The sequence below is a fragment of the Couchioplanes caeruleus genome (assembly GCF_023499255.1).
Lineage (GTDB): Bacteria > Actinomycetota > Actinomycetes > Mycobacteriales > Micromonosporaceae > Actinoplanes > Actinoplanes caeruleus_A.
The window spans coordinates 3,298,753-3,317,487 of the sequence record NZ_CP092183.1 but is presented as its reverse complement, the minus strand read 5'-3'; the positions used below and the strand labels follow the sequence as shown (position 1 = coordinate 3,317,487).

Sequence of the window (18,735 nt, the reverse complement as noted above, 5' to 3'; positions counted from 1 at the left end):
GTTAAGGACCCTTGAGCCGCCGCGCTGGTCAGATGAGCGCGCCGGAGACCCGATCCCCCTGACGAGGGACCGATACGTCTCCGGCTGCGGACGACCTACTGATTCCGAGCACATGTGGTCAGGTGGCCTACGAGGAGCGGCGGTCCAGCGAAGACTGGCGGCGCGCAATGTCGGCGCCAGAAGAGTAAGGACTGTGCTGTCACGATTCCTTTCGACCACCTATGCGTGGCGACGCCACTGGATGTACTTATCTCGGCCATTAAAGTACTCGCAGGGTCACGAGCCGCAAAGTGTCCACGCACTCCTACGGGAGTGTCACCCACGCGAGGGCGAGCCAATAGCGCTAGGATGCCCATCGCATCCCCAGGGCCGTGTCTCGCCTATGTTTGTCATTTATCAACACGAAATCAACCGTGCCCATGCCGGGGTCTGCGATGCGCTCGGGCCTGAGAGATCTGGATGCTATCACCTCGCTATACTCTCCGCGGCTAGGAGAATAAATAGCAGTGACTGATTTCGGCTCCTCTGTCACTGGAAAGCGCAGCCGAATCTCAAGATGACGGATCCTGCATGTTGGTCTCTCTCGTATAAAGCACTGCATCGCTTGCGCGTCGTCCTCGAAAGTAAGCCTTATACCCGTTCTTACTTCCTCATGCCGACCCATGGGGCGCCCGAGGTAGATCCATCTGTGAACGCCGTGATCCTCTTCTGTCACCTTGCCGTCAAGGATCATATGTTCACCCACCAGCGGCTCACAAAGAAATTGCTTCTTCGTGCGGCCGGTCCAGTAGAACGTGGCCTCGATGAGGCGAACGTCGCGCCTACGGGCCTTAATCACCATCTCGCGGGTCCATGTATAACGATGGTGCGCGCCCACCTTCTCGACAAGCTCGGTGGAGTGAAGTGAAATTATCTCATAAGGCGACAGGTCCATGAATCTTCTGCCCCAGGCATAGGTTAAGGCGGTGGCGCAGATAGTTGAAATTACGCCGGCACCAATCGCGACAATCACGCTGCGGTTGCCGAAACAGCCGCGGCGGAACGTTTCATCCGGATGGGAGGTCCGTTAGGCTCAGCTGGTACCAGTCGGTGCCGTGAAAGACGTGCAGGTCCGGGCCGCGTCCAACCAGGCGTGCAAGGTCGGGCAAGGCCTGCCCGTCGGGTAGCACCAGCCGGTACCGGCCCGCGTCGCGCAGGCCGCTTTGCCCAAGTTCGCCGATGACCAGACGATCCCGGTTCGCACGAAAGCCGCCGGCCATCCCCACGCGGCGATCGTCGACGACGAGACTCCTGGCACCGTGGGCGATGTCGTTGCCCCACGCGCTCACCTCCCCGTCCTCGGACTTCACCAGTGGGAAGTCGGAGTAGTAGCACGCCCAGGCGGTTTCCCCGGTGACGTTAAGCGCGTAGCAGTCGTCGATCGGCGCCGCATCGTTCGGGGAGAATCGCCAGTCCGGGTCTCCACCCAAGCCGAAACGGATCAGCCCGCACGAGCCCAACGGCTCGGGTCCGGGACCGCCCCAGCCGTAGTTGCCGAACACGCCCTCATCGAAGTAGCTCACCCAGGCATTGCCGGACGGCGTAGTGAGCACGTCTTCCACGCCGTCACCAAAGGTGTACTCGGCGACTACGGCGCCGTCCGAGCCGTACACGATCGCGTTGCGATCTGGACCCTCCGGCCGCCACCGGCACCGCGCCGCGACTACCAGGAACCGGCCGTCCGGCAACGGCTGGGCGGTGGCGTGCGCCAGCGGCATCTCCGCGATCCGCACCACCCGAACGGAGCCGGACGAGTGGACCGTGATCCGAGCGCCAGCCGGCCGGGCCGCCCGCGGGTCCGGGAACGACGCCCACCCGGGCTGCACCGTCACCGACGTCAACGCCTCCCGATCAGCGGGCGTCGACCATAGAGCTACAGCTTCGCCCGCCGGACCGATCGACACCGACAGCAGCACATCCTCGTCGTCCATAGCCGTCAGCCGGCCATGCCAGCGCACCGGCACCACAGGCAGCGCCAGCGCCTCCGCACGCTCCTGCTGTTGATGTTCCTTCAGCTTGTTCTCCCACCCGGCCACCGCAGTATCTGATCACGTCACACGTGCGAGCGGAAACGGAATACGAGGCCCTGCGGCTCGGCAGGAACACCACAGCACGGAGCGACAGCCCCGCCGGCGAGTGCATGACGCCCGACCCTTCGGCCGCATCTCCGGCCCGACCGCTTCGCGGCAAATGAGTGTGCGTCAGCGTTCGGGTGAGCCATCATCGCGACGTGAACACAGGGAGAGGCGGGCGGGTCGTGTTGATCGACGACCTACGCTCGTTCGTCGATGGCCGCGAAGCCGACGTGGCTCGCACGAGCGCGGACGGGATCACGCTGCTGAATCGCTATCGCGACCGACGGCTTGACGAACTCTGGCTTGACCACGACCTCGGCGAGGACGACACGATCTGGCCGGTGGTCGAGCTTCTGGAGCACGCCGCTTTCGAGGAACGCCCGTTTGACATCGGCATCATCCAGGTCCACTCCGCCAACCCGGCCGGCGCCCAGAAGATGGTGCAGGCTCTCACGCATTGGGGCTACCACGTCCAGGTGGCGACGGGATCAGCCGAAGTCGGCTACCGGGACAGCCCGACCGGCTCCGACGGACCTACCGCGACAGGCTAGACACAGTCACACCTAGCGCGGTCAGCGGCAGAAGAGGATGTCACCTGGACCAGGCTCTTAGCCCTTGTCCCGTTTGACCACGGCGCGCAGAATGCAGCGATGGCTGGCCCGATTGAGACGGCGATCCGCGAGTGCATGACCCCCGAGTCCGAGCTGCCGACGCCGACCGGGCAGGCAAGCTTCGGCATCGGTGAGATGACCCTGAGTTCGCTGGTGCTTCTGTTCGGTCCCAAGAAGGCTCGAACATCCATCAGCTGGGCATGCCTCGAAGGCATCCCGGATTACCTTCGAGGTAGGCAGTGGGTACCCATCGGCGCTAACCGCGACGTTCAAGGGCGCCAAGATTCTTTGGACGGCTATCTCAAGGGGTTCCTCAAGCGGCAGACAGCGAACTACGTCGCCGTTGTCCTAGAGCGAGCCGGCGTAGTTGAGCTGGACCGAGGACGTCCAACTCGCGTGAGGCTGCGGTTCTAGGGCTACGACATCCACGCGTGGTCATGGGCGCCGCCCTGCATGCGGCAGATGAATGCTCTCAAGATTGACATCATCTGGGCTGCGAACGCCCCTCCTGCGTGAGTCGATGTTGGTCAACGATGTCGAGATCACCTTCAAATGAGACCGCGACGACCCAGGACCTGTCGGTGGCTAGGAAGTAGTGGTGCTCGGGTATCTCAAGTAGGGCAGCGACGACGGCAGGAACGTCCACACCCCTGAAGCGAACTCCGTAGGCTGAGACGCCATCTCCGGCATGCTCGACGATCGACTCGTCGGTCGCAAGCCGTCTTACCTCTCGAACGACTGAAGCCGCCAGCTCCGAAGCATCGGAAAAGTTCCAGTGCGAATGACCTTCACGCACCGTAGACCAGTCGACTTTGGATCCGGTCGTTGAAAAGTGAAGGCCAATCCAATCAAATGCAGTAGAGTCGTCGAAACGGTCCAAGCCGGCCAATGGTGGCGCCGCAAATACGGTTCGCTCCCAGTAGTCATCGATCATTTGCGCGCCTACGGTAGCGAGGTCGATCGTCCACGATTCATTACAGCACTCTCCGGCGCTCATCACCTGTCGTTCAACGCACTGATCTCGGCAGATCCGTGCGTCGATCATGCAGCTCGAGCAGCCACCGTTGCACGAAGCGTGAGGACCTCGGGTCATCGATCCACCCTCATCGCCGCCACGTCAACGACAGCGGCAACAAGCCAGCCGCGCTGCATTCCACCCCGGCAACCCTTCCACCCCAACGCCGTCCACGCACGCTCGGCACCGACGCAAACGCCTACGCGACCAAGGGCTCGAAGCGGCTCGCCCACTCCCCTATCGGGCAGAACATCGACCCCAACCCACAACGACACCGGCCGACCGGCGCCTAACCGTCTGGCCGTGCCTTGCGGATGGATTTGAGCGCGGACAGGGTGTGGTCGCCGCCTTTGCGGCGGCGCATCACACCCCAGAGCTGGTCATCGGCGAAGCTGTAGCAGCCGTGGAAGTAGCGGATCCCATGGGTGCGCTTGTAGGTCGCCGGCAACCGGTCCGGACGCCCTTCCGGTGCCCAGCCGGCGCCGTGGTGCGGGCGGATCGACAGCGGCCCGAACTGGTCGAACGCGAAACACCGCTGTGGGAACGCCGTGGTCACCTCTTCGATCCGGTCCAGCTTGGCGTCGAAATCGGGGTCCTTGGATTCTTTCCAGGTCCGGGTGCGCTGCCAGCTGACCTCGTTGTCGCGCAGCAGCTGCCGCAGCCGTTCTCGTCCGACGGCCACCTGACGCACCGGGTTGGTGGCCAGGTAGTCGGCGAGTTTGCGCAGGCTCCAGCGGGTGAACGGACGCCCGAGCTTGCCCGGACGTGTGGTGGCCGTCGCGACGATGAACGCTTCATCGTCGTCATTGATCCGGCGGGGACGGCCTCCCGCCCACTGAGGGTCCAACGCGCGAAGACCGATCTCGTTGAACAGGTGGATCACGTCCCGGACCGTGTCTTCATGCGCCGCGACCAGCCTGGCGATCGAGGGCACCGGTGTCCCGGACGCCGACGCCATGATGATCAACGCCCGGCGGACCCGAACCGAATCGTGCTTCCCACGGCGCACAAGTTGCTGCAGCCTGCGGCCCTCGTCCTGGGTCAACCGCCGTGCCGTACCGGCTCGGCCACCCGCCTACCTCACTCTCGACAGCGAACACCACCGTCGAGAGTGAGCCCAGAATCTCCGGCCACCACGAACGCCCCCCGGCGTGTCACCAACCCGGCAAACGTTCATGGACAACGCGCTAGCCAAGGGCAGCTCCTGCTCGAGGCCCCGGCACCCTTGTTGCAGGCCGAATCGCGGCACCTGGGGGACGACGAGCCCTCGCCCCGCGTTCACCCCCGGCGCGGCAGCGTCCAGCCCTCGGCGATGTACGCGCACCTCGGGCTCGGCCAGGGCCGGCCAGGGCCGGCCAGGGCCGGCCAGGGCCGGCCAGGGCCGGCCAGGGCCGGCCAGGGCCAGACTACGGGCCCTGAGGACGCCGGCGCCTGCTGGCCGAGCACCGACGCCACCCATGGCCCACTTCCAGCGTACTGAAATCCGCCGATCTAATTAGATGCACGTCGACTTGAAGAGCTCGCCAGCCCCGCTTCTTCGATACATTCGACGCTCGTAGGCACATTGACAGTCGAGAATTGGTCTAGTAGAACGGAGAGTGGCGCGCACGCCTGCACAAACCCACAAGGACAACCGCCTGATACATGAAGCGGTGTACTTATGAAGCGCCGCTCGCCCTCTATTCTATGCGTCGCCGCCGTGGCATTGGTTGCGGCAGCGGTTCCAGCCGATTCCGCCATGGCAGGATCACCGCGGACCACCTACCGGGCGGGGGCATCGGTGGACTCGAAACCAACATACGACTCCGCCACGGGAACATTCTCCTACAAGTGCACTTACGCCTCATGGGCTTCCGTACGGGTCAACTGGCAATGCAGCTTGACGGCCCCCGCTCTCGGCCTGACGCTTTCCAGCCACAGCGGGTCATTCAGTAACGGCTCATACAACGCACCGCGCTTCTACTACACCAAGCAGTACGGCATCACGACAGTGTGCACAGTCGCGTACGCTGCATACGCCGACGGCTCGGATTGGGACTCAGACACGACCTGCCTGTAAGTCGGCCACCTAGCGGCCGCCACAGGAATCGATAGACTCACCGATCGCGATTGCCATGTGCGGCCCAGTCATGTCCCCCTGCTGCGTCCTGCGTACGACGGCGCAGCAGGGGACAATCCTGCGTCAGCGAGATGCTGATAGCATTACCCCTGATCAAGGGAGGATTGATGGACCCCTGGAAGCAGGACCCCGATTCAGCCACCACGACGGACTTGACGGTTCTGATCGGAGTTCTGGCCAACGTGCAGGCCGCCCTCTCGGTCGACAGTCCTGATGAGGTGATGTCTCACCTGCTTGACAGGCTGCGTCGAGACCTGCGGTCCCTCGGCCTCACCTCCTCCGACCAGACCACCGAGGTGATCAAAGCGGTGGCGGACATGAATGCTCGACTGCGTATCTCCATTGGAGAGGTGTCGGGCGCGTAAGCATCGCCGGCATCCGGGTCGTGTTTCGTAGTGCACGAAACCATCTATTGAGCCCTTTCATTCTGCGTAGCGGTCGTCTACAGACAGGGCAATGGCCTCGCTGTTGCCGTGAGCGTTCAGTCACCATGCCTCCACCGAGTAGCCGTTGCGCATCTTCGGCTCGACCGTCGGGCCATGACCGTCATCGTGCCGTATCGAGGCCAGATGATCTTGAAGGATTCGCTACGGAGGGTCAATCTGGCGCCGCGGCTCCCACCCGCTCGGCGGCGGATCAATTCAGTGGAGGTGTCAAATTTGTTAGGGGAACGGCTGCTCGGGACGAGTTGCAACCATTTGCTGCCGCTCGGACAGGCCGTGACAGCGGAAGCCGTCGTCGCTCGACGGCCCCTTCAGCGTTCGGCCAGGCTCGGACGTGGTGACCGACGCGTCCATCGTCCCGTCATGCGTGTCGATAGTCGCTGCGCGGCGGAAACAGTGGAGATTCCGCGACATCATTTCGCGTCATAACCCACCGAAAGTTGGAGTTCGGCGGCGCCTTCGTGACCCTAGACTGCCCCGGTGTCTGCTCGTGCCGCCATGCTGCTCGCCGCGCCGTTCGCACTGCTGGCCTTCGCCATGCACGTCGGCGCGACGCTCTGGCTGCAACCCCTCACATGGCGGATCGACTCGTTCGCCTTTGGTCTACTTGCGTACTTCGGCCTCGCGGTGACCAGTTTCGGTATTCCCTTGGCAGCCTACTTGTTGCTTACCAAAACAGCCCGGCAACGTCCGCCGACTTGGCACCTCGACGAACTCAAGCGCCGATTCGTCGCGGGTGCCTCGCCGTGCAGCACAGGACCATTGGCGATCCTGTTCGGGTGGTTCACCGGTGGGGCGATCCTGACCGAGCGGGTACCGAACGAGGAACACATGCGGATCGCTCAGTTTGGCGTCATGACCACAATCAGCATCGTTCTGGCTGTGGGCTTGCTGACTGCAATCGTAGTCAGACTGCTCATGAACAGACCCCGTATCAGCCTGACCGTCGAGGGCATCACCGTGCAACGGCTCCGCGGCTGCGGTCAGACGCGGTGGGATGAGCTGTTACCCGGAGGACCACCTCCACCCGCCAAACGCAATCCCAACACTCTCATCCTGTACACGATGAACGCCGCTGCCGGAGGACCACCGCAGCCACGAGCGCTGCCTGTACGAGACCTACATGTCGACACCGCATTCCTGGCCAATACCATCCGCTGCTACGTCGAGAATCCGGACCGTCGTGCAGCTATCGGCACCGCCGGAGAGCGAGCGAGGTTGCACTTGCTATTGGCAGGACGCGCTGATTCTTAAATGCGAAGGTAAGGCACCCTACCTCTCATCCCAGGCGCAACATGCCGCACTCTCATCGGCAGATCCCTGCGTCGATCATGCAGCTCCAGCAGCCACTGTTGCACGAAGCGTGAGGACCTCGGGTCATCGGTCCACCCTCATCGCCGCCACGTCGACGACAGCGGCAACAAGCCGGCCGCGCTGCAGTCCACCCCGGCAGTTCTCCCAACCCGACGCCGTCCACGCGCGCTCGGCACCGACGCAAACGCCTACGACCAAGGACTCGAAGCGGCTCGCCCACTCCCCTATCGGGCAGAACATCGACCCCAACCCACAACCACACCGGCCGACCGGCGCCTACCCCAGCACACCAGCCCACCGACGAGGCAACCACCGACAACCCGAGACAACCGCCGTCAACTTTTACACCCGGCCACCAAGCGCGATCATGGAATCACCGGCCCAACCGGCGCACCAGCCCAAGATCACCGTACGAGCGTCCGTGTCTCCCAGGCGTCACGATCATCCACAGTAGACAGCGGCCGCCTCGACAACCACGGCCGCCTCCGGAACCCGACAGCCAACCACCCAGAGGTACGTATCCCCAGCTCAGCGCCCCCTCCAGGAAAGCAGGACCCGAAGCAACACCGCACCACAAGCGGAAAAGGAAGAGCCGATCAACGACAGATGCGTAAACCGTACGCGCGTTCGTGCAAAAATGCGTGTCATGGTGATCGGAACACAGTCACGCTGGCAAATGAAAAAGGCCAGCTGAGCTGGCCTTTCACAACGTCGGGCTGACAGGATTTGAACCTGCGACCCCTTGACCCCCAGGGGCATTTAGAGGGCCTAGCGACGTGCTAACAAACGTTTTACCAGGTCACTGAAAAGTATACCCGACCGAGTAAAGGTGTCGCTGCCAGCCACCTCCAGCTTCTACCCTCACAACGATCCTACCTGCGGCGTCGCCGACCTGGGTTCCCTCAAACGGGTTCTCCCAGCCGTTCTCCTTCGGTTCGTTGACGCCCAGGAGAGCCGACGTGGACGAGTGAGCGGCGTGCTGGCGCCACATCGGATCGACCCCTTGACTCGCACCGGCAGTCCTTCCAGCTTAAACATTCCTCGGAGAGGATTTCTGCGCGAATCGGCCGCCCTACGGAGGTCCTCTCCAACGCAGGGCGTCGCCCCTGATTTGATTTGCGTGAGGCCGCTGGGAACCACCGCAAGTGGCCGAACTTTGAGTGGCCCTACCTCTATCGAATTGGCGACCGATTGGACCTTGATACATGCTTTCCGGGTCTCGGTCTGCGCGCGACTTCACAGGTTTTGCGGACCTCATGGACGAGAAGTTGTGGCATGTCGTCTGCCCGGTTCCGTGGCGTCCCTGACCGGGCATCGGGCAATGTCATCAGCTCGGCGATACAGTCCGTCGCTTGCAGACGTCTGGTTGCGTTGACCCGGGTGTAGTAGCGCATCAGAGTCGCCGGATCATGGCCGAGTCGCTCGGCGACCTCGTGGACGCCGTAACCGGCGTCGAGCAGACTCGAGGCGATCAGATGCCGAATCTGATGCGGGCCGATGGGCCGTACCGTAGCCGCTACAGCGAGCTGGTGGAACCGGTTAGTGAGATTGTCCGGCCGCATCGGCCGACCCGTTCGGCCAGTGAACATGTACCGCGCCGCCGGCCCGGCTGCAACAGCCGTGAGCAGTTCGACGGTCAGCGGGTCAAGCACCAGCGTGCGCACGCCGTTGTGAGATTTCGGGGGCTTCACCCGGACCCGGCTCCCTGGGTCCTCGACCACCAATTGCCGGCGCACCGTCAGCGTGCCCTGAACGGGCTCCAGATCACCCCGCCGTAGACCGCACAGCTCTCCTCGACGCAAACCGGACACCAGCATCAGCCGCCACATCGGGTACAGACGATCCTCAGCGACGTAGTCGCCGAAGCGGCGCGCCTCGGCGAGCGACCACACCGGCCGCTCGTCGTCACTCTCACGCGGCTTACGCACCCCGAGGTTCCTACCGGTCTGTTCCAGGAACGCCTTTGCCAGCACCATGTTCAAAGTTCGCAACGTGCTTCGGGAGTAGCCACATTTCTCCAACTCGCGGTAGGCACGCTCGACCATCCGAGCGCTGAGACGTGAGGCTCGAACACCGCCGACATACGGATAAAGCAGACCGAACAGCCACCGATAGCCGTACACGGTGTTCGGCTCCAGCTCCTGCTCCCGGGCCAGCACCCAGCCTTCGCAGATGTTCTGCACGCTGTCACTCAGCCGCGGCTTCGGATGCCGCGCGTCCCGCTGCCGACACAGCCGTCAGTACTCTGCCGTCGCGGCCTTCGCGGTGGCGAAGCCGGTCCGCCTCGCCTGCACACGGATCCCGACGTGATCGCGGCCCATCTCGAGCCGGAACCCGAACAACCCTGTCGCCGGATCTTGAACAATCGCATCGGCAACGGACATGGTCCACACCTGCGCTTCAGTCATGGCTCCCGGATCACTACGAATCGAGGGCGCCCACAATCGATCAAGTCGCCGAGCAGCAGCGATGCGGCGCGGAGCACTCTTCTGAAGGTCAGAAGAGTGCTCCGTCAAAGTCACGATATTCGAACGCGTTCAAACGGTCTGAAGCCGGGGTGGCCTTACGCGCTTGTCAGCGCTCAGGTCGTAGGTGTGTCCGCCGGGCCGTTCCGGCGCAGCTTGTCGACCCGGCTGTGCGGCGCCTCGTGATTGCGGCCGCCTCGGTGCCACGTCGAGGATGTTGTGGTCACCGTCCGGCTGCGGGGTCGGGAGCTGGTGCCGGGCGCTTGCTCCGTCGTGCCAACGCAGTTCCTCGCTGGCGCACGGATGCCAAGTCCGGGGTCGTTGGACGCAGAGGGTCCTTCCGCTGCCTCGCCTGCTCGCAGGAAGCTCGGAGCCGCGACAGCACCCTGCGCCGAAGACAGGCTGAGCACTGCGCGGGACCATCCGCTTGGTACGGGTGGCGGTGGCCTGCAGATGTCCCGAGCGATTTGCTCTGCGCAGCGCGCAAAGTTATGCCGCTGGCACGCCTATCAGTCGCCGGAGAATCCCCAGATGGCGATCTCCATAGGCTTGCCGTCCGCGAATAGAGGCGTGCAGTAGCCGCTCCATCTCACGCCTTGGAGCACTAAGGTTCTCGGTCCTCTCTGGCCGTAAGCGTGGAGGAAGTCGTCGCGGCTCGGCGTCTGCGATCCGAAGTATCGAAGTTGCTCGGTTGGACGCAGGGGTCGCAGCGTGCCGTAGTCGTCTGGCTCGTCAGGCCCGATAACGCGGGAGATGTCGAGGATGGAGTGGGTGCCCGTGTAGTGCACTTCCTCGTCCGCCGACAGCTGCTCCATGGTCTGCGGCCAGCCGTCGTCGCCAGGCAGGAAGTAGTACTCCTGCTCTTCGAACACCTGTCGGCGTAACGCCTGGAGCGCTGCGGCGAGGTCCGGCTGGAATGGAGTGATGTAGTCCCACATCGAGGCGCCCACGCATCGGCTCCGTTCCTGGTTGCCTTCAGCTGGTAGCTCTGCCGCTGGCGACGGCGGCGTCTTGCAGTACCACGCGTCGCGGCGGAGGGTCGCCCAGCACGTAGTCGCGCAGCTCCGGCCGGCCGGGCCGGAGAACCGGAGCCAGGACCTGGAACACGCGCTCAACCTGCTCAGGACCGTAGTCACGGTAGTCCGGGGTGGCCAGCAGCCAGACGCCCCCGTTTCGCAGCGCGGTGACCTCGACGAACGCGCCGCTTCCCTCGAGCGCCGCTACTCCACCCAACCGGTTCGCGAGCTCCTCAGGCACCACGGTCACCCACGAATAGCCACGCAGATGCTGCCGCGACTGAGCCACCGTGTATTCCGGGTCTCGCTCTTCCAACGGGATGGCCGGTGGGAACGACCACTCCAACGCCGTCTTCCCGCTGGTGTCGAAGCCGTACTCCACTTGACCGAAACCAGGATTCAGCCGGTGCGCGAACTCTCGCAGCACGCCCAACCAGAGACGCTGGGCCTCCGCGCCGTGCATGGGATCCAAGAAGATCTTCTCTGCTACGTATGCGCCGATGCGCAGCCAACCGGGCGAGTCTTCCGGCCGGTGGGCGTACAACGACGGGTACCACACGTTCGGAGCGTCAGGCTCGTTCCCGGCGAACAAGGCGAAGCGCAGCTCCACCCGTTCCGGATCGTCCGCCAGACGGTCCCGCAACCAGGCGATCGCCTTACCGTCGAATGCCTTGGCTCGCCGGCCTGACACCGACAGCGTGCCCGCCAGGTGCACGGGCGCGCCTGCCGGGTTCCATGACCCCGGATCCACAAACTGGGGGGCCGCCGGTGGCGGGCCGTCCGTTTCCAGCGCACGCCGTGGCTCGCTGAGCGCGCCGGCCGACGCCTCGTCGAACCAGCCGGCGACGATGTCCGTCACCTCCGTGCCCGCCGCGGCCTGCACGTCGAGCTCCAGGTTGAGACCGTACTCCCGCATCCGTCGATCCTCACGAACTGCCGCAACCGTCATCGAAAGAAACCCGTGAACGTTCATCACGAGAACCGCCATGGAGGATAGCGTCGCCTGGGCGCTATAGAGCCCCGGCTCCGGCGGTGATCATCTCCACGCCAGCGGGCACCGTCACGATGTCATCGGCGATGCCGGCACCGCCGGTCAGCACGTCCTCGCCGACGGTCGCAGTCAGCAGTGCCACACCTCCGATGATGGACAGCGCCCCACCGACGGGTTTGACCCATCCCCAGGAATGGCTAGGTTCGCCGCCATCCTGGCTGCGCTCCTGGCCACGTTGCTCCCCACCGGAGTTTTGCGCCGTCTGTTGTTTCTGTTCCTGCTTCTTTCTGGTGTAGTAGTTGACGATTCCATCGAATTCCGGGGATGGTCGGCCGTTAAGAGTGGCCGAAACGGTGATGAGCACGCTCTTAGGATCCTTCGGGGCGGGATCGCGCACGATCCACGGCACGTTGAAGCCCTTTTGGACGTCGTAGTCCTTGTGTTGCTTTCTCAAGTCTTTCATATAACCTGCGAGGTCGGCGGGGCCGCGGTTCTCGGTCGCGCCGAATCCGTTGGGTGTCTTCTGATTGTCCCGGGCGATCTTCACCTCCCACACGTACAGAATTTTGTGTTGGTGGTCGAATGCGGTGATGTCGGCGCGGCCGTCATTGCCGGTCAGGGTTCCCCCTTTACCCTTTTGCTTGGACCCTCCCGCGACGACGTATTCACCCCGAACTTCCAATTCGGGGTGTCTTGCTTTGATCCATTTCACGGCGTCTGCGACGGCGGCGTTGTGGTCGGTCGTGTAGTCGCCGCCTGGCCCGCGGTTGGTTCCGCTCCCGGATCCCGATCCGCTGTCCGAGTCGGTTCCTGGGTCGGACCCGACTCCGCCCGTGCCTCCGCCCTCGCTGCCGGGCGGTGCGTACACGCCGTTGCCGTCCGGGTCGACGCAGCCTTGGCCGCCGGTCGAGCATCCGTCCAGCCCGGTCGGGTCGCTGACGGTGGCTGGGTTGTTGTCGGCATAGGCGTAGCCGTTAAGCGACTGGGCGTCGCTCGAGTCCAGCAGCGGGTCGACGGACAGGAACCTGCCGATCGTGGGGTCGTACTCGCGCGCACCCATGTGGGTCAGGCCGGTTCCGGAATCCGCGGGTTTCCCGAGGAACGCCTTGTCATCAGGCCAGGTGGTGGCCTTCGGTCCGCGTGGTGCGCCGAACGGGGCGGTGTAACGCTTGGTATATGTCTGCGCCGCCGGCGTGCCGTTGACGATCGAGCCGTCGATGGCCAGGCTTGCGGTGCCGTGGCTGTCTCCGCTAAGGAAGGTCAGCTTCGTTCCGGCTGTTCCCAACGTGGCAGTCCGGACGGCGACGGTCTGGCTGCCCACGCTGTAGTAACGGCTGCCGGACAGCTTCTTGGTGGCCGAGGTGTAGTGCACTTCGGTGGCGCCCAAGTACAGCACCGTCTCACCGCTTCCGCCGGTGGCGCGGCGCAACAGCAGGCCACCGTCGGCGTCGTAGAGGTATGAGGTGGTGGTTGCTGCAGCCGTGCCGGTGGCCGGCTCGCTGACGCTCTGCAGCTTGCCCTCGACATCCCAGCTCAGCGTCTGGGCGGCGTTCACTCCCGGCCGCGAGATGGTCTGCCCGGCGGCGTCGTAGTGGTAGGGGTTCTTCGCCGGTGTCGTGCTGCCGGGTTTGGTGGTGCTCGTGGCTGTCAGCGCGTGCGGCGGCTGCCCGTCTTCACCGTAGGTGTAGGCGATTGTGGTGTTGCCCGCTGCCGCGTGCTGGGTTTCTGTCTTGCGCAGTCCGGCGTCGTAGTAGTCGTAGCTGGTCCAGTAGGGGGCGGGGCCGCCCAGGTTGGTGGTGGTCCGGCCAGCCGCGGCGCAGTCGGCAGACTTCGGCGTCCAAGCCTCCGTGACGCGGCGGTAGCCGTCGTACGCGAAGCATTGGTTGTCGGCCTGGCCCGTACCGCCCAGGGTGGCGGCGTCAGTGATGGCCGTCGTGTTGCCGGCGTCGTCGTAGGAGTACGCGAGATCCTGCAGCTTGAAGGCATGAGTGGTGTCGGTGACGTCGGAGGTCTTCAGCCGCCGGGTGCCCGGTTCGTAGGTGTTGGTGACGGTGACCTTTTTGGTGTTGGTCTGCGATGTCCCGAGCACCATCTGCTGCAGTTGGCCCAGCGGGGTGTAGCTGGATCCCAGGATGTATCCACTGGCGCCTGCCGCCGTGGTGGGCATGCTCAGTGAGTTGTATCCGAAGCTGACAGCCTCGCGCGGAAGCCCGGCTACCGCGGGTTCGTCGCTGTACTGAGGCGTACCGTCGACGTTGTAGTCGTTGGAGAAGTTGAGCGTGGTGGGTACACCGGCTGCTATGAGCGGATCGTCGCCGGGCAGCACCAGTTGGGTGGCGGTGGGCCGGTACATGTCGTCGAAGGCGGTGACCTTCTTGGTGTACGCCTTGCCGTTGAAGCCGCCGACGTAGCGAGTCGAGCTGTCCTGCTGACCTTTGACGATGCCGTCGTAGTTCCACTGAGCCTGCAGCGTTGCGTCGCTCTTGGTCCCCGACCACTCGTGTCGCCTGCGGCCCAGCTCGTCGTAGTCGAAGATCAGAGTTTTCTGGTTGGCGTCTTTGGTGGTTTCGATCTGGTCCAGTTCGGTGTAGGTGGTGTCGGTGCGGCCCTTGTCGGGGTCCGACTCGTAGGTCTTGCGGCCGAGCAGGTCGTATCGATAAGTCCAGACGGCTTTGTCAGGCCCGGTGATCGTTGCTGTCTTGCCGCTCGGGGTGTAAGTGAACAGCGTCGAGGTGTAGGTGGTGCTGTCCGGGTTGGGGCCGGCGTAGGTGCGACGCTCGGTGACCCGGCCGAAGACGTCGGTGTACTCCCTGGCGGCAGAACCGCCTTGCACGGCGGACGTGGCGGCGGAGTCGCCGGTATACGTCGCCTTCGTGGACCACTGCGGCACGCCGTACGAGAGGAAGGTGCTTGTGGCGTTGCGGCCCAATCCGTCGTACGCGAATTGCGTCTCCGACGGCGCCTGGGCGTTCAGAGTTCCGTAGAGCTGACCGGACGGGGCACTCGTGTCGTCGTAGATGTCGCCGTAGGTCTTGTCGGTCTGCCCGCGGCTGTCGTAGAAGGTCTCGCTGATCAGCCGGCCTCCGCTGGGCGACGGAGCCTGTGTCTGGCGGGGCCGCAGCAGGGAGTCGTACAGCTGGTAGGTGGTGTTGTATTTCGTGGTGCTGTTGCCCCGCAGGGTCGCGGTGGATACCCAAGAGGCGTCGGTGGCGGACAGGTGATAGCCGTAGACGATGTTGGGTGACTGACCGCTGGGGTGCGCCACATTCGGCAGGAAGACCTTGATCAGCCGACCCAGCGCGTCGTACGCCAGCTGAGTGGTTTTGGTGTTCGGGTCGGTGATGGTGGTGGGCAGCCCCAGGGCGGGGTTGAGGTCGGTGGTGACGGCATAGCCCAAGGCGTCTGTCACGACGGTACGAGTCAACGGGCCGGCGCCGGCTGGGATGAACTGGGTGGTCCTGGTGTGACTCAGTGCGTCGCTGCGGCTGGTCTCGCGGCCGAGCGCATCGAAGCCACTGGTGGTCACGGTCTGCCAGATCGGTGCCCGCGCGGTGGTGTATCCCTGGGTCCGGCCGGTCCAGCTGACCTCGCCCTTGGTCGGCTTCTGCTGTTCGGACCATGCGGCGCCGTCGTAGGCCACCGCGGCGTCCGACACCACGTCACCGGTGGTGGTTGGATTCGCAGGCAATGACGCCTTGTCCACGTCCTTGCAGAGGGTGGCGAGCGTCTGGATGCGAGACACCAGCGTGGTGATCCCTCGGTCGGGGTTGCGGGCATACCAGGTGCGGGTGCAGGTTTCGTCGCCCGCCTTGCCGGTGTCGCCCTGGTCCTCGACTGCGGCGGCGACGCCGTAGTGGTCGAATGAAGTGGTGATGGTGCGGCTGCGCTCGGTGGGCGGAGTTCCGCTGGTGATGCGGGTCCGGGAGTGGACCGAGCCGGTACGCACGTAACCGGCCACGACGTCGAGCCAGGAAAAGTGCCGTTTGGCGGTCTGCTCGAACCACGGGTCGTTGACGGTGCCGCTTGCCTCCGCACCGTTGATGCCGTTGTAGGTCACCTGCTCGCGAACGAAGCCGGACAACACGTCGTCATCGGTGATGGCGGGCGCGGTGATGCCGCTGACCTTGACACTGCGATGACCGCCGTCTGCCTGCCGGTCCCCGTTCATGCCTTGGAGGTAGACGGTCACCCTCTTGGACTGGGTCAGCTCGCCGGGATCACCGGTGAGGGTTGTGACCTTCCCGTATCCGCGCCACTGTGACCATGTGCGTTCACTGGGCGGGGTCAGGGCGTCTTCCGTGTAGTGCCAAGCCGGTCCGCTGTAGTCGTAGTGATACACCAGCGGCCGGGACCCGCCGGTGGGGTCGGTAGTCCGCACGTCGGTCACCACGTACTTGTGGAACCAGTCCAGTTTACGAGCGGTGTCGCCGCCGTTGGGCCGCCAGCGGACAGGGAAGCACCGCAGCGTGTTGTCATCCTCGGCGGCGGGCATCCGCCGGTGCTCGGGCGTGGCGTCGCAATCCGGTTCGGAGTATGTGACGGTGGTGAGGGCACCGGTCTCAGAACTGATCGTGTTGAGGCGAGGCTTGTTCAGCGGCAGGATGTCGTCGGTCTTGTCGACACGGTTGGTACGCCAGGTGTGAGTGAACACGACAGGGTCCATCGCGATGTCGGTACCGCCGATGTGCCCGGTGTGGGTGATCGAGTCCAGCCACAGGCTCTGATCGCTGCTGTCGCCGATGTCGCCCGGATCCAGGTATTTCTGGTGCAAATCCCAGGAGTCGACGCTCTGGTATCCGGCGCCGTTCCAGAAGTACGTGGTGAGTCCGGTCAGCCGCCGGCGGGTGAAGAAGGCGGGGCTGTCCCGCCCGACGCAGGATTCACCATCGGCGCAAAGGGAGTCGAACGGCACGTCGGGCCAGTTGTGCATGGTGTCGTGGGTGAGTGCACCGCACCCGTCGGGAACCAGGCACCGCTCGTCGGTGTCGAAGACGACTTTCTGCGGTGCGTGCGCTCCTGGGTCGAACAGGTGCTGGTCGCGCTGGCCGTATTCGATGCGGTTCAGGTACCCGCCCCGGACGTAGTCGGTGCCGGGTTTGTCCTTGCCGTTCTTGGCGTAGTTGTTGTGTTCGGCGGTGTACCAGTACGACATGGCGTTGCGGTGGGTGTCCACGACGTAGTCGAGGTTCCACCGCCATGCCTGTGTGCAGTTTGAGGCGTCGAAGGTGTCGCCGTGGCACGGTTCATCAGCGTCGTCACCGAAGACGGGAACCGTCCACACCGACTTCGTGTCGTCGTCCTTGCCGGCTCCGGGAAGGTGCGCGAGACCGAATGTGTACTGGGCGCCGTCGCCCGTGGTCACCCGCCAGTATTCGCCGCCGTGAGCTTGGTTGTCGGCGCCCGTGAGGTGTTCGACCTTCGTACCGTCGTCGTCTTTGAGCCGCCAGACCTCGGGCTTACCGTCACCCGGCTTGCGAGTCCCGGCCGGGTCGTCCATGACGAGTTCGCTGGATTTGCCGTTGAGCACCAACGTAGCGTTGTCGTACTTCCAGCAGAGGTCTTCTTTGCCGTCATGGCCGTCGTCGTCGCAGGAGTTGTAGGAGCGCTCGACGTAAGACGAGGTGATGTCGAACCCGGAGCCGACCAGTGTGCCCTGGTTGTTGGACGAGGAGGTCTGGCCGTCGACGCTGGCCGAGTTGTAGCTGATGGTGAGGCTGGGTGACGGTCCCGCCGCGGCCGGCGGCATGCGCAGCGGGTAATTCCATGAAAATGCACCGGCGGAACCGCCGGCCTCCCAGCTCGAGGAGGCCGTCAGCGGAGTGGCGCCGTAGTTCCCGCCGCCCGACTTCGTTCCCGCGGTCAGCGCCAGCACCACGGGGCGCGCAGTCGAGGCTGCGCTCAGATCGACGGTCGAGGTGATGCGCTGGGCGGCGCGCTCGTTGTCGAAGGCTTCGGGCGTACGGGTGCGGCAGGCCGCCTTCTCGGGGGTGGTCAACGCGCAGGCGGGTAGCCGTACCAGTTCAAGCCGGCCGCCGAAGTCACCGCCGTACAGATTGGCGAACCCGGCGTAGCTGAGCCGCAAGGAGGTTCGGCCGGGGTGCCCAGAGGTCGGTACGACGGATACGACAACGCCTTGGACACCGGCTCGGGTGACTTGTTGCTGGTCCAGCACCGTGACGCGGGCCCGAGCTGTCGCGTTGCCGTTCAGGGCTGCGGCGAGGGTGATGGGCAGCGATCCGGCCGTGGTCGCCGCCGTGCCGGAGGACGGAACCGTAAGGTCGGCTGTTCCAGGCGTGGGCCACGCGGCGGCACGGGCCTGTTCGCGCATGGCTCGCCTGGCTGAGGCGGCCGTTGCGGCTCGGTCTTTCGCGAATTGCGCCAGGCGGGAGCGGCCTTCGGCCGTCGTGGTGAACGGCTGGACCTTGTCGACGTGCGGCTTCGGCACAGCCGGGCTACCGAGCCCTACCTGCGCCTGGGCCGCCTGCGGCCCGTGCAGCAATGCCGCCATCAGCGTCAACAACGTCCCGGCGGCGAATCGACGGCGCCACGTGCCGGAATTGCGTACGAACCTTGACGGCGTGCCGCCGGTGATCAGAGGAACCATCGCTGTGCCGCCCCGTCGTTCGTCGTCACATTGCTGCCCGGCT

The 18,735-nt window shown here is 64.6% G+C and carries 12 protein-coding genes and 1 pseudogene; 4 read left to right on the top strand and 9 right to left on the bottom strand.

Annotation, left to right across the window (positions count from 1 at the left end):
• Positions 1-343: 343 nt before the first annotated feature.
• Together COUCH_RS15450 and COUCH_RS15445 are read right to left on the bottom strand one after the other, a co-directional pair.
• Entirely contained in the window at positions 344-1,012 is a 669-nt protein-coding gene (locus COUCH_RS15450; RefSeq protein ID WP_249612772.1) for a hypothetical protein, read from the bottom strand.
• Positions 1,013-1,046: 34 nt separating this feature from the next.
• Positions 1,047-2,075, bottom strand: coding sequence for a hypothetical protein (locus tag COUCH_RS15445; protein WP_249612771.1), 1,029 nt, complete (start codon positions 2,073-2,075; stop codon positions 1,047-1,049).
• 194 nt (positions 2,076-2,269) lie between these two features.
• Between COUCH_RS15445 and COUCH_RS15440 the strand changes: the two genes are divergently transcribed.
• Both COUCH_RS15440 and COUCH_RS15435 read left to right on the top strand, forming a co-directional pair.
• The gene (locus COUCH_RS15440) at positions 2,270-2,665 is read left to right on the top strand and encodes a cyclic-phosphate processing receiver domain-containing protein (RefSeq protein WP_346015989.1); all 396 of its coding nucleotides are present in this window, start codon (positions 2,270-2,272) and stop codon (positions 2,663-2,665) included.
• 99 nt (positions 2,666-2,764) lie between these two features.
• Complete coding sequence (locus COUCH_RS15435; RefSeq protein ID WP_249612770.1) at positions 2,765-3,139, top strand: hypothetical protein; 375 nt, start codon at positions 2,765-2,767, stop codon at positions 3,137-3,139.
• A 70-nt stretch (positions 3,140-3,209) separates the two neighbouring features.
• Here COUCH_RS15435 and COUCH_RS15430 read toward each other — a convergent pair whose 3' ends face one another.
• Positions 3,210-3,659 (bottom strand): hypothetical protein, encoded by a 450-nt coding sequence (locus COUCH_RS15430; protein ID WP_249612769.1) that lies wholly within the window; start codon positions 3,657-3,659, stop codon positions 3,210-3,212.
• Between the two features lie 373 nt (positions 3,660-4,032).
• Positions 4,033-4,785, bottom strand: a pseudogene (locus tag COUCH_RS15425) (IS630 family transposase); the annotation flags it as partial.
• A 1,181-nt stretch (positions 4,786-5,966) separates the two neighbouring features.
• On the opposite strand from COUCH_RS15425, the gene COUCH_RS15420 reads away from it, so the two are divergent.
• Both COUCH_RS15420 and COUCH_RS15415 read left to right on the top strand, forming a co-directional pair.
• Entirely contained in the window at positions 5,967-6,224 is a 258-nt protein-coding gene (locus tag COUCH_RS15420; RefSeq protein ID WP_249612768.1) for a hypothetical protein, read from the top strand.
• A 558-nt stretch (positions 6,225-6,782) separates the two neighbouring features.
• Positions 6,783-7,556 carry a hypothetical protein gene (locus COUCH_RS15415; protein WP_249612767.1) on the top strand — a complete coding sequence of 258 codons (774 nt, stop codon included), beginning with the start codon at positions 6,783-6,785 and terminating at the stop codon, positions 7,554-7,556.
• A 1,232-nt stretch (positions 7,557-8,788) separates the two neighbouring features.
• Here COUCH_RS15415 and COUCH_RS15410 read toward each other — a convergent pair.
• From COUCH_RS15410 to COUCH_RS15390, 5 genes are all read right to left on the bottom strand, one after another.
• Entirely contained in the window at positions 8,789-9,799 is a 1,011-nt protein-coding gene (locus COUCH_RS15410; protein WP_249612766.1) for a tyrosine-type recombinase/integrase, read from the bottom strand.
• Between the two features lie 54 nt (positions 9,800-9,853).
• Positions 9,854-10,024, bottom strand: coding sequence for a hypothetical protein (locus COUCH_RS15405; RefSeq protein ID WP_249612765.1), 171 nt, complete (start codon positions 10,022-10,024; stop codon positions 9,854-9,856).
• A 566-nt stretch (positions 10,025-10,590) separates the two neighbouring features.
• Positions 10,591-11,031 carry a hypothetical protein gene (locus COUCH_RS15400; protein ID WP_249612764.1) on the bottom strand — a complete coding sequence of 147 codons (441 nt, stop codon included), beginning with the start codon at positions 11,029-11,031 and terminating at the stop codon, positions 10,591-10,593.
• 25 nt (positions 11,032-11,056) lie between these two features.
• Positions 11,057-12,085, bottom strand: coding sequence for a hypothetical protein (locus COUCH_RS15395; RefSeq protein WP_249612763.1), 1,029 nt, complete (start codon positions 12,083-12,085; stop codon positions 11,057-11,059).
• Between the two features lie 22 nt (positions 12,086-12,107).
• Positions 12,108-18,692: an RHS repeat-associated core domain-containing protein gene (locus COUCH_RS15390; RefSeq protein WP_249612762.1), complete on the bottom strand. Its 6,585-nt coding sequence runs from the start codon at positions 18,690-18,692 to the stop codon at positions 12,108-12,110.
• Positions 18,693-18,735 lie beyond the last annotated feature (43 nt).

Coding starts and splice junctions, on each gene's coding strand:
- COUCH_RS15420 (WP_249612768.1), top strand. CDS start 5,967: ATGGACCCCTGGAAGCAGGACCCCGATTCAGCCACCACGACGGACTTG.
- COUCH_RS15405 (WP_249612765.1), bottom strand. CDS start 10,024: ATGACTGAAGCGCAGGTGTGGACCATGTCCGTTGCCGATGCGATTGTT.
- COUCH_RS15430 (WP_249612769.1), bottom strand. CDS start 3,659: ATGATCGATGACTACTGGGAGCGAACCGTATTTGCGGCGCCACCATTG.
- COUCH_RS15395 (WP_249612763.1), bottom strand. CDS start 12,085: ATGGCGGTTCTCGTGATGAACGTTCACGGGTTTCTTTCGATGACGGTT.
- COUCH_RS15435 (WP_249612770.1), top strand. CDS start 2,765: ATGGCTGGCCCGATTGAGACGGCGATCCGCGAGTGCATGACCCCCGAG.
- COUCH_RS15390 (WP_249612762.1), bottom strand. CDS start 18,692: ATGGTTCCTCTGATCACCGGCGGCACGCCGTCAAGGTTCGTACGCAAT.